The sequence below is a fragment of the Vibrio sp. RM-69-4 genome (assembly GCF_024743775.1).
In the GTDB taxonomy this organism is placed as follows: domain Bacteria; phylum Pseudomonadota; class Gammaproteobacteria; order Enterobacterales; family Vibrionaceae; genus Vibrio; species Vibrio anguillarum.
Genome location: NZ_JAMQXI010000049.1, coordinates 1 through 12,388 on the forward strand (window position 1 = coordinate 1; position 12,388 = coordinate 12,388).

Below are 12,388 nucleotides of genomic sequence, written 5' to 3' on the forward strand. Positions count from 1 at the left end.
CTTTCTGACGTTGCCAAAAGCAAAATCAGAGTAAAAGCAGCAGAATAAACACCTTATATACAAAAAGAGTAAAGCTCCGTCAGTTCAAATACATTGGGCTGACGTCTTTTAGTTTCCGTTGAGCCTGTAGAACTGCATAACGCCCAATTAAGTAGTGAGCAACGCAATACAAAAGCTACCGCATTGCGCCGTAAACACAAAACTCACTGCAAACCAAAATTGCCACGCGTTGCGAATCTGCTTGAATTGTTTGTTATATGTAAAACCCAAAACTAAAAGTAAGCTGGCATTGAACCATCAAAGTCAAAAGCATCCCTTGAGGCGTACATACAATCAGTACCCTTAACACTAACAAAACCAAGTCTGCTGTAGAACTTGTGGTTAATGTCACTATGTAAAAATACGGTTTTACAGTTGTGATTAGAAAACAATTCAATTTTCACAAGATTAACCAGATTAGAAGCATAACCTCGTCCACGAAGACTATTAGGTGTAGCGACAGAACCTATGCCAGCACAATCCTCTTTGAGACCAAACATATTCTTATAAACGATGAGTGACGATAAAATTTGCTCGTTGTCGATTAATACATACCAAGTTCCAGCTTGATACTTTTTACTATGATGACAGCCAACCAGATACTCTTCATAGGCAAGATCGTCACCCCACACATCGAAGCCCATAGAGTAAATAGCATCTAGCTCATGAGGCTTAGCTTTTCTTGCGAACACCCTTGTAACTCCCCAAATTGACCAAGACATATAACGCCCGGCTAAGGGGTTGACAACGCACCACCGAACTCAAAAAACACACTTAAACACTGAACTTCAATTTTGAACTAAAGCCGCCAAGCGTTGGCAATCCCTCTTGAGCCGTTTGTTAGCTGCTGCACTTTAGCCGGAGATTGACTACCCAACGGCCTAATTTAAAACACATTATTGTTTTCAAGCGACAAAGTAAAACGGACAACTTAGAAACTAAAACCTAATCCACGAAACGCACTTGGCAAAGAAGAAATAACAGGAAAACTGACGAGCTTCTAAGACTTAAATTTACAAAGAATTCTTTCGAAGAAGCCAACAACCAAGTGCTCGAAATCCATTTAAGCGCGAAAGAGCCTCAAAACCAAAGAAGCCACACCAAAGAAATAAACAAACACACCACTTCCCGTAAGAAGACTTCGGTTAGTTCAACCGCTTCACGAACAGTGCCACTGGCGAGATACGTGGAAAAGTGCTGACTTTCAGGTGTAAAGCTAGAGCCTCAGACTAAGAAAAATAAACGCTTAATTCTATGACTTTTCTTAACCTCAGCTAACGCCGCATTAAGTGGTGAACAACGCGACCACCCAAGTCTAAACCTTGCCACATGTAGCACTGAAGCCGACCTAGGCTGAAATTGCCAAGCGTTGAGAATCCCTCTTAAATTGCTTGTTATGCATTTATAAGCCACCACACAGGTCTAAGTAATTTCCTGTCGAGAACGATGATTTTTCCGATGAGAGCCAATAAATAGCTTCTGCCACTTCTTCTGGCTTACCACCACGCTGAAGAGGAATAATATTCTTTAACCTCTCAACCCTTTCAGGTTCGCCACCATCAGCATGCATTTCCGTATGTATCAGCCCCGGACGGACACAATTAACTCTGATGCCCTCTGAGGCAACTTCTAGTGACAAGCCTTTTGTTAGCGTATCAATTGCTCCTTTTGAAGCCGCATAATCAATGTACTCATTGGGCGAGCCAGAGCGAGCTGCTCCCGATGAAACATTTACGATTACGCCACCGTCGCCACCATGACGAGTAGACATACGTTTAACCGCCTCTCGGCAACAAAGAAAGTAGCTAGTCACATTGTTAGTCAAAATTGTATTGATTCTGTCGGCCGTCAGATCCTCAAGGCGAGACTGCTTACGCAAAATTCCCGCATTGTTCACGAGTACAGATAATGAGCCTAGCTCATCGTCAATTTGTTCGAACAGCCTCAATACGTCATTCTCAACGGAGACGTCTGCTTGAACTGTAATACAACGGCCACCCGCAGCTCTAATATCTTGAGCTAACGCTTCGGCCGAAGCTGAATTGGACTTGTAATTAATGCAAACAGCATAACCCTTTGACGCAAATAATTTGGAAGTCGCTGCGCCGATGCCTCGGCCGCCACCTGTGATTAAAACCACTTTTGAATCATTCATAAATCATCCTTGAATCGTAAAATTGGAGGAATGCATAACGCCCAATTAAGTGGTGAACAACGCACTGGCCAAGCCGCTGCATTGCACCGTAAAACACTTAACCTAACGCATAGTAAAACTGCCACGCGTTGAGAATCCACTTGAATTGCTTGTTATGTGAATTTTACCGTGAATTCAAAGTAAACCACCGTAGAAATAAAGAGATTTGAATAAGTTACGTACAAAGACGATGCTGACCAAAACCTAAATTTCACAGCGATCTTAGCCAAAGAGAGCCACTTACAGAATCAACAACAAAGAAAGCGCCCTTTCAGCCACAGCCAAACCTTTTGCGTCACCAGATTTTCAGAGCTAAATTTCAGAAAGTGAATCAGTCAAAAATGCATTTCAATTGAAGCGATTTGAAACCACCGAAACCCAACAAAAACCAGATCCGAAACTTAATTGAGGCAACCCAAGAACCTTAAAAACGATCAATCTCAAGTTGTTCAAGAATCTAGCTCGACCAAGCCAACTTGCCGAAAACACGGAACGAATTCTCAATGAAATCGTAGATTTGACCTCAAAAACTCATCCAACACATAACGCCCAATTAAGTGGTGAACAACGCACTGGTCAAGCCGCTGCATTACACCGTAAACACTTTGCCTGACGCATAGTAAAACTGCCACGCGTTGAGAATCCACTTGAATTGTTTGTTATGTGAATTTTACCGTGAATTCAAAGTAAATCACCGTAGAAATTTAGATATTTGAATAATTTACGTACAAAAACGATGCTGACCAAAACCTAAATTTCACAGCGATCTTAGCCAAAGAGAGCCACTTGCAGAATCAACAACAAAGAAAGCGCCCTTTCAGCAACCGCTAAATTTTTTGCGTCACCAGATTTTCAGAGCTGGATGTCAGCAAATGAATCAGTCAAAAAAGCATTTCAATTAAAGCGATTTGAAACTGACGAAACTCAACACAAGCCAGATCCAAAACTTAATTGAGGCAACCCAAGAACCTTGAAAACGATCAATCTCAGGTTGCTCAAGAATCCAGCTCGACTAGGCCAACTTGCCGAAAGCACGGAACGAATTCTCAATGAAATCGTAGAATTAACCTCAAAAACTCATCCAACACATAACGCCGCATTAAGGTGTGAGCGGCGCTTGGCTATACTTGAGCGAAGCGAAACTGCCAAGCGTTGCGAATCACTCTTAAATGCTTTGTTAGCACTATGAGCGCTGGAGTAACTTTTCTACTTTATCGGCAATTTCTTCAATATTGTTGTTAAAGTTTACAAACAGTTTGTCGCCTAGTAACGGGATTTCTTTTAACAGTTCTTCACCGTCACCCACCATTAAAGGTAATAGCTTTGTTTCTTTTGAGCTAATTTCTGCTGCAAGAACTGTATTTAACTCTTTCATCGGCCATGATTTCTTAACAGATTCATCCGACACAATAGCAATAACATACTTTGACTTTTTCAATGCAGTGTTGATTTTTGATACTAAAGAGTCCCCCCAATCGATAGCATCGTTGTCAATAAACACTTTGATCTCACGCTTAGCTAAAGCTTCAAAAAGTGGTGTAGCTACCACTTCTTTATCCTCACTAGCGTGACAAATGAATACATCATACATATCAAATACACCTTTTAATTTTTTTATGAACTCTGGAGGCTTGCTATCTAAAGCAAGGACTTGCTCACATAGTTTTAAATAAGGGGAGTGTTCTTCCCCTTTGACCATACGTATAAAACTCAGATGCCCGTACACTGCTCGCTTGAATATAGAACCATCGAGCCCATCAGTCTTAATATCACTATCAGCCAAGTGATAACGTTGCTTTAAAAATCGGACCTCGGCTTGGGCAAGCCCCTTACTCCAGTCATTTATCATTGCACGAGTTTTTCGAATAAATTTCCTATTTACATTAACACCTTCATTTACCACTAAGCCCGTAACTTCTTGCCTTTGTGATTTATGCTGTAACCGGGTTTTATGATGACTAACTTCGAAACCACTATCTTTTATCGCTTGTTCAAGTAAACGACCTACTTTATGTATTTCTTTGCCGTTTTCATCAATTTCTCGCTCAACTAAAATAGTTGGAAAAGGCTTATTGCTAGAAAAAGTCAAATCATCGGCATAACGTGTGTAAGTTAAATGGAACTTTTTGGCTATTTGAACCAACTTTTTGTCCAACGAGGTCGAAGCTAGGTTAGATAAAACTGGAGAAGTACTAGCACCTTGTGGCAAGCGGCCATTATGAGTACAAAGTTGAGCTAAAACTGTAGCCGCAGGGATGTCCATATTAAACGGGGTATTTCGGAATATACCTTGTACTCGACCAAAATTCACAGAGTGGAAAAAGTCTTGAAGATCTATATTAAGCACATAATTTTTCTTTTTATGCTGAAAAGCATTTGTAATTATGCCTTTACCATCGCCAACAAAACCATGCACAGGCTTTTTTACGCGATAGTGTGCTTCAATAAGGGGCTTAACTTTATCCTGTAAAATTTTAATCGATGCTTTTGGGCTATCAATTAGACGAGTTTTCCCCGATTTTTTCTTTATTGTAAAAGAATTATAGTTTTGCTTTTGATAATAAAGAATGTGTAATAATTGGCCGACTGGAACTTCTAATATATTAGCGACATCATTATCTGTTTTTAGTCCAACAAAATGAGTTTTTGCACCCTCTAAGTCTCTTGTAAGAGTTGGCGATAGTTTAGGGTTTTTCCAACTATACGTCTTTTTATTGGGGATTTTTTCTGGCTCGAAAGACTCTAGGTTGAAGAGTAAACTGCTTAATGGTGTGATCATTTTAATTCTCAACTATGAATTAATGGTTTCAACCCAATCACCTTGCGCCAGCTGATCAAATCGAGCAAATCGATAACATCAGATAAAGTAGTATCCAGGGGGCATATGTTACCCTGAGTTCCAAGTCCGAAGCAGTAACAACTTCAGACATTTTGGGTTGAAACCTCGCGTATACTACATTATGCACTAAGACTTTGGTACTAAATTTTAGATAGTGCTAACGCCCGGCTAAGGGGTTGACAACGCACCGCCGAACTCAAAAAATACACCTTAAACACTGAACTTCAATTTTAAACTAAAGTCGCCACGCGTTGACAATCCCTCTTGAGCCGTTTGTTATGCAGTTTTTTAACCAATACTCAGTATAAAGAACGAATTGCTTAGCCAAACTTATCTTTAGCTGCCACAATTCGCACCGTCATTTACTACCAACTGGTTCATCATGAAACTTTTAGTTCGCAATCTATCTCGCTCTACAACTGAACAAGAACTTCGTGTTTTATTCTCAGCTCATGGCTCCGTAGCCGAATGTACGCTTGTTTTAGACCAAGTAACGGGTCAATCAAAAGGCTTTGCTTTTGTCGAAATGCCAAACGAAAACGAAGCTAATGCTGCAATTTCTAGCCTAAACCTTTCTGACGTTGCCAAAAGCAAAATCAGAGTAAAAGCCGCAGAATAAACACCTTATAGACAAAAAGAGTAAAGCTCCGTCAGTTCAAATACATTGGGCTGACGTCTTTTAGTTTCCGTTGAACCTGTAGAACTGCATAACGCCCTGTTAAGGTGTGAGCAACGCAATACCGAAGCTCCCGCATACCACCTTAAACACCAAACGCAACGCATAGTAAAAATGCCATGCGTTGCGAATCACTCTTAAACAGATTGTTAAATTTTAATAGCTTCCACGATAGTGAGCAGTAAGATCACCATCTAGTTTCGAGAGTTTCTCAATGGTATGTAAACCTTTTGATAACACAAATTCCACTCGTTCTGGGTCATCCCAACTCTTGTGCCCGAACTTCCCTCCGTGAAATAGGTTATTTCGCATAGTTTTTAGAGCGAATACTAGATTATTTAGCTCTGTGGACTCCTCAGGAAACTCGAAATCCACCCAACTAATTTGTTCATTACGGTAAACTTGCCTCAAAGGTGGTTTAGACATCAGTTCTTTTTCAAGTTTATCGAGAGCATACGAATCAGAGTACTGTTCAATAAATCGTTTCCAGTCAGGCTCTGCGGAATCTCTAAAACCAGCTTTAACATAACCAGATTCTTTTAGTGCAAACTCTAATCGTGAAAACTGTAAGAAAAAAGCATATACCAACTGCTGCGTTTCTCCAGTGTAGAAATTTTTCATGTTACCTCTTAAAATTTAACGCCCGGCTAAGGGGTTGACAACGCACCGCCAAACTTAAAAAACACACCGTAAACACTGAACTTCAATTTTGCACTAAAGTCGCCACGCGTTGACAATCCCTCTTGAGCCGTTTGTTATGCAAATTCAATGAGATAAACTGAATTTACACGGCCAAAAGCCACAATTGCAATGGTTGAGTGATTCAAGAATCAACCCAAGCAAGAACTGTGATAAATGAGCCGCCAAAACAAAGTCCACCTTTCAGCAACAAACCAAGCTTTTGTGTCAGGAAAACTCAACGAGCGAAAACTTCAGCAAGTACAAAATGCTCGATAAACTTGCCCTTTCCACACTTTGTGCCCACTGAATTTACAACGCGCCAGCGCTAAAACTCATTGAGGCAAACAAAGAAATTTGCCTGTTTTACGGTTTGAGTTGACCACGAATTTTAGGGTAAAAATGCTCATTTGCCGACAACACAAAACGAATAGCCGGAGAAATCCCAAAAGTTTGAGCCCCTAAATTTACCTGAGTTGCATAACGCTCAATTAAGTGGTGAACAACGCACTGACCAAGCCGCTGCATTGCACCGTAAAACACTTTACCTGACGCATAGTAAAACTGCCACGCGTTGAGAATCCACTTGAATTGCTTGTTATGTGAATTTTACCGTGAATTCAAAGTAAACCACCGTAAAAATTAAGATATTTGAATAAGTTACGTGCAAAAACGATGCTTACCAAAACCTAAATTTCACAGCGATCTGAGCCAAAGAGAGCCACTTACAGAATCGACAACAAAGAAAGCGCCCTTTCAGCCATAACCAAACCTTTTTCTTCACCAGATTTTCAGAGCTGAATGTCAGCAAGAAAATCAGTCAAAAGGACATTTCAATTAAAGCGATTTGAAACTGACAAAACTCAACACAAGCCAGATCCAAAACTTAATTGAGGCAACCCAAGAACCTTGAAAACGATCAATCTCAGGTTGTTCAAGAATCCAGTTCGACCAGGCCAACTTGCCGAAAGCACGGAACGAATTCTCAATGAAATCGTAGAATTAACCTCAAAAACTCATCCAACACATAACGCCCGGTTAAGGGGCAGCCAACGCCATAACCAAGCTTCCGCATAACACCGTAACCACAAAAACCAACGCATGGTAAAAATGCCACGCGTTGGCTGTCCCTCTTGAACCGTTTGTTATGCTTAAGCTTCAATGACTTACGTTTTACCAAAACCAAGATTAACTCAGCTTTGATGCACAAACAAAACCCAAAAACCAAAAAAACTGAAATGACTCATCATTTTGAAAATCAGACTTGGAACTTTGGCCGCTAAAACGAAAAAACCTAAGATCAAATTTCTGATTGAGCCAACCGACCTAACCTCGTGCTTGCCCAAAAATTGATTGAGGCAATTCTCTGAATTTCCAGCGCCAAAGAACAAGTGTCCGGAAAACCGCGCCCACTGAAGCAAACTTGCCGACAAACTCAAAACCAACCAGCCGAGGGAACAAAGAGAAACCATAAACCACTGACTTTGCGTGATTAAGCATAACGCCCTGTTAAGGGGTGAGCACAACGCAATACCGAAGCCGCCGCAAACCACCTTAATCACTAAAGCCAACGCATAGTAAAAATGCCACGCGTTGCGAATCCCTCTTGAACAGTTTGTTAGGTACACTTATTAAGATAGATTGGAGACTTATCTTCTTGAGGTTTCGGGTGCTTGTACTCTTCTCTTGAAGAAGCTGCATACAGTACCCAAAACAAAATTCCAAACACAAAACTAACGGGAGATGCGTAGAAACAAAGCGTTTTTATTGAGTCAATCAATTCAACCATTGCTTGGCTTGTTTCAATTGCAGCATCAGACGCTTCTTGTTTTGCGATGGCAATTTTTAACTTTAGCTGCTGATCATCAGTTAGTTTTAATTGTTGATTATAAAAGTCAACTTCTGCTTTAGCGACAAAATTTGTTTCCCTAGCTGCTCCCTCAAAAGACGCCAAATTAAACATTTGAGATAAAAACAAAGTGATCCAAAACAATGCTATGGCAATTGCAGATTTAAAGAAAAAGCGATGAAGTTCTTGCTGGGAAAAAATTTCCTGCATACGGTTTACCTATTTGTCTTAACAAGCAACAATTCAGCCGTTGCTTATAGAGTTATTACTAAAACTTGATTATACAAATTACAACTACTCATCCCAAATAGCTTTAAGCCTAATGTGACTGTGACGAGAATATTTAATTTCTTTCATTGTTCGTGGACCTAACGCCCGCCTAAGGGGCTGGCAACGCATACCACTAAACCCAAACACAACAACCGTAACCACCGCGGCTCAATGGGACTGGAAACGCCGCGCGTTGACAGTCCCTCTTGAGGCGTTTGTTATGTGTGTGTTTCTGATGCCCACCCTTCCATTTAAAGGGGTAGCGAAAGGCATTTATGCCAAACAGCATTCGATAAAAAGCCATCATATGCACAAGACTAAGATGCTTCATATCGATATATTTCGGCTCTGAACTCTAGCTACGCTATTGATTAATATCTCTTGTTTTTCGCTATTTGTTGCACTACTCCAACGACATATCTCGTCAAGAGTCCTACCACAACCTATGCAGATGTCTTTGTCATCTAAACAACAATGACGAACACAAGGACTTTTATATGAACACGTTTCAATTGGTTCAGCTCTTTTAACGTTTTGATTTTCAGACATAGTGCACCTCACGTCTGAATTATAAGCGCAGGGCTGTGAAAAACTTCCAGAAAAACACATAACGCCCGCTTAAGGGGCAGCCAACGCTACTACCAACTTACTGCATAACACCGTAACCACAAAAACCAATGCATAGTAAAAACGCCACGCGTTGGCTGTCCCTCTTGAAGCGTTTGTTATGTGAATTTTTCACACGCCCAAAAGAGGCAGGTTTTTACGCTGATGATAGGTTAAAGCTAACTCTAGACAGGACTTGATGACCGTTTCTGGTAGCGGTTTAGATAAGGTCAGGACTATTGCTCTATTTCCCTGAAACACCAACTCGTCACCATACAACTCCCGAAATGTATCGACTAGCTTAGTTTGGCAATTAAAGAATAGGTAATAATTATTAGGAGACTTAAGCTTCCAGTCCATTCTTAACGGACTGCCCGTTTTTACACTGTAGCTTGGCTCACCCCATTTTAGAGTTTCATCGACTTCACCCAGTTTCAACTCAGATGCGACTTGAAAGACTAAATTTCGCAGCTCTTCTAACCTAACACGAGCATTTTCCGGATACTCATCAAACCGATCTTTGACTACCTTGTCCATTGGAATCTCCTATTCACATAACGCCCGGCTAAGGGGTTGACAACGCACCGCCGAACTCAAAAAACACACCGTAAACACTGAACTGCAATTTTGCACTAAAGTCGCCACGCGTTGGCAATCCCTCTTGAGCCGTTTGTTATGCAAATTCAATAAGATAAACCGACTTTACACGACCAAAAGCCACAATTGCAATGGTTGAGTGATTCAAGAATCAACCCAAGCAAGAACTATGATAAATGAGCCGCCAAAACAAAGTCCACCTTTCAGCAAGCAACCAAGCTTTTGAAGGAAACAAACTCAACGAGCGAAATCTTCAGCAAGTACAAAATGCTCGATAAACTTGCCCTTTCCACACTTTGCGCCCACTAATTTGACAACGCGCCAACGCTAAAACTGATTGAGGCAAACAAAGAACATTGCCTGTTTTACGGCTTGAGTAAACCTCGAATTTTAGGGTAAAAATGCTCATTTGCCGACAACACAAAACGAATGGCCGGAGAAATCCAAAAGATTGAACCCCTAAATTTACCTGAGTTGCATAACGCCGTATTAAGGTGTGAGCAACGCTACTACAAAACTTAACCATACCACCGTAAACACGAAACCCAACGATGGAATGAAAAGTGCCAAGCGTTGGGAATCACTCTTAAATGCTTTGTTATATGAATGTATTACAGACCAAAGTCTCTTTTTATAGACATAGCTAAGCCATCAAAATCTGGAAAAAGAAACTGATGAGTGATACCCAATGTTTTCAATTGCTTTCTCAATACTGGCTTATGCTCTTTAGGGATTTCATACTTCCTTAGGTAGTCAACAGAAAGATTATTTTCTTCAACTTCCACAAATTTTCCCCAACCATCAGGTATAGGAGTCAATGTAAAACAACCTTCCTGAGCGGCTACTCTTTTGTTTAAACTAGAAGAATGAAAACCAATAATTTTATTGTGTTGATTGATTTCAACATATTTATCCATTACAAAATTAGTCACCACCGATGCACCAAAAACCACCCCGTCCAAGTGATCTAAGGCGGGATTCTCAACAGCAAAAAATAGAGCTTTTAACGGATTAGAGCTCCAATCAAGTAACCTAGTAGGCAAGCCATGATGCTGCGCATGAATCAGCCATTCCAACTGATTCCTAGGTGGAGTTTCAATAATAGAGCACCCATGCTTTTCAAAAGCACGCAATATCTCTACTTCTAGATCAGCCCACTGTGAGCAATTCCAAACATCAATTGAAGATGCTTGCGTTCTAGCAAGTGATGGAATAAGTTTCCAGTTCACATCTGCATGACCACGATAGTAATTAACATAACCAAAACTATCGATTGCCTTTAAAAACTCAGTAATTTCAATCATAACTACCCAAAATGCATATAACGCCGCATTAAGGGGCAGCCAACGCTACTACCAACTTTCCGCATAACACCGTAATCACAAAAACCAACGCATAATAAAAATGCCACGCGTTGGCTGTCCCTCTTAAATGCTTTGTTAGGTGCAAGACACCTTGATCAGTTTAGTCGCACAGGCTGTACGGCCTGAACCAATGCTGGAATATTTACATTGTTCAAGCCACCTTTTTTGGCTTTATTGGTCAAGTATGCACCAAATTTTGCTGTAACGTAGACATCGTCCATCCAGCGACGGAACTCACCTAAGGCCTCGACAGGATAAATCCATGCCATTGGATCTTTCTGCGGAAAATCCTCAGGGAATACATGCAGATGTTTTCTACGAAGACCATATTTTTCATCAAGATTGCTTCCACTCCAGTGTTTACCCCAAGCCTGGCCAACACTAATATCGGGCATTGTGCTGCTATCAAACGTCATTCCGTTTCTAATGACAGAGATCACCAGATTCGCAATTTCAGAAAAGACGCTAAAGTAACCAGAAGGCAATTCATTAAGGGTGATACGTTCATGAAATGTTTTCCAAGATTCGGGCAGAGAATCGGATGGATTGTAGCCTGTTCGCTCATAAATGAATGTTCGAAGAGTTAGTTTAGCGAGACTACGGTAGTTGAGTTTGGCTTGTTCCTGAGGTGTTTGTGAATCAAAGGCGTAATACTCAAGAATTGCCATACAATTAACATCATTTATTGCATGGTAAGTTTTACCTTCGATATTAATCGGGACATATAAAATATTAGGGTCACCACCTTGCTCAATAATTAGCTTCTCGATCGCCTGCCCACGAGGTTTAAAGCGCAAATCTGTCTGCCAATCTTTCACAAGTGTAATGATTACACTTGGTGCGACCCCACATAAAGCGGCTAAACCACGAGCACCAAGGTATGGAGTACCATTATTCATTACTCCCATTTCGATTCCATCTGGTGCTGTATGTTTTACTGAAGATAATTGAAGGCTGTATTGTTCCATGTAATGTCCTTACGATTAAATATCCATATCTAAGATGCAGGCTTATATGCAAGAAAACAAGTATGCTATGCGATATTTTGCACCTAACGCCCGGCTAAGGGGTTGACAACGCACCGCCGGACTCAAAAAATACACCGTAAACACTGAACTTCAATTTTGCACCAAAGTCGCCATGCGTTGGCAATCCCTCTTGAGCCGTTTGTTAGCATGCTGTTCCCGCTGCAAAAGAACCAACCTGCAAACGTGATGTAAAACGCACTTTAGTACCAGAAAAATTGCTGAAAAGATAATCATGGAACTGTCTTGAA

Annotated in this window: 10 protein-coding genes; 1 reads left to right on the forward strand and 9 read right to left on the reverse strand. The window is 40.8% G+C overall.

From position 1 onward, the window contains the following. Positions 1-272: 272 nt before the first annotated feature. The 3 genes from NB504_RS07370 to NB504_RS07380 all read right to left on the reverse strand — a co-directional run bounded on the left by NB504_RS07370 (position 273) and on the right by NB504_RS07380 (position 5,012). Complete coding sequence (locus tag NB504_RS07370; protein WP_113612153.1) at positions 273-761, reverse strand: GNAT family N-acetyltransferase; 489 nt, start codon at positions 759-761, stop codon at positions 273-275. Between the two features lie 680 nt (positions 762-1,441). Continuing rightward, the gene (locus tag NB504_RS07375; RefSeq protein ID WP_086468415.1) at positions 1,442-2,194 is read right to left on the reverse strand and encodes an SDR family oxidoreductase; all 753 of its coding nucleotides are present in this window, start codon (positions 2,192-2,194) and stop codon (positions 1,442-1,444) included. A gap of 1,222 nt (positions 2,195-3,416) precedes the next feature. Next, positions 3,417-5,012: a TIR domain-containing anti-phage reverse transcriptase gene (locus NB504_RS07380; protein WP_258428579.1), complete on the reverse strand. Its 1,596-nt coding sequence runs from the start codon at positions 5,010-5,012 to the stop codon at positions 3,417-3,419. Positions 5,013-5,454: 442 nt separating this feature from the next. Here NB504_RS07380 and NB504_RS07385 point away from each other — a divergent pair, with 442 nt between their 5' ends. Continuing rightward, complete coding sequence (locus NB504_RS07385) at positions 5,455-5,691, forward strand: hypothetical protein (RefSeq protein WP_013867767.1); 237 nt, start codon at positions 5,455-5,457, stop codon at positions 5,689-5,691. A gap of 213 nt (positions 5,692-5,904) precedes the next feature. On the opposite strand, the gene NB504_RS07395 is transcribed toward NB504_RS07385, so the two are convergent. The 6 genes from NB504_RS07395 to NB504_RS07440 form a co-directional block, all read right to left on the reverse strand. Then, positions 5,905-6,369, reverse strand: coding sequence for a hypothetical protein (locus NB504_RS07395; RefSeq protein ID WP_170908078.1), 465 nt, complete (start codon positions 6,367-6,369; stop codon positions 5,905-5,907). Positions 6,370-8,044: 1,675 nt separating this feature from the next. Further along, positions 8,045-8,485, reverse strand: a complete 441-nt coding sequence (locus tag NB504_RS07410; protein WP_258428580.1) for a hypothetical protein — start codon at positions 8,483-8,485, stop codon at positions 8,045-8,047. 387 nt (positions 8,486-8,872) lie between these two features. Next, the gene (locus tag NB504_RS07415) at positions 8,873-9,154 is read right to left on the reverse strand and encodes a DUF1289 domain-containing protein (RefSeq protein ID WP_309303440.1); all 282 of its coding nucleotides are present in this window, start codon (positions 9,152-9,154) and stop codon (positions 8,873-8,875) included. A gap of 129 nt (positions 9,155-9,283) precedes the next feature. Next, positions 9,284-9,688 carry a DUF1801 domain-containing protein gene (locus NB504_RS07425; RefSeq protein WP_045571807.1) on the reverse strand — a complete coding sequence of 135 codons (405 nt, stop codon included), beginning with the start codon at positions 9,686-9,688 and terminating at the stop codon, positions 9,284-9,286. A gap of 671 nt (positions 9,689-10,359) precedes the next feature. Continuing rightward, positions 10,360-11,052, reverse strand: coding sequence for an FRG domain-containing protein (locus tag NB504_RS07430; protein ID WP_258428581.1), 693 nt, complete (start codon positions 11,050-11,052; stop codon positions 10,360-10,362). A gap of 155 nt (positions 11,053-11,207) precedes the next feature. Next, positions 11,208-12,080 carry a hypothetical protein gene (locus NB504_RS07440; RefSeq protein WP_258428583.1) on the reverse strand — a complete coding sequence of 291 codons (873 nt, stop codon included), beginning with the start codon at positions 12,078-12,080 and terminating at the stop codon, positions 11,208-11,210. Positions 12,081-12,388 lie beyond the last annotated feature (308 nt).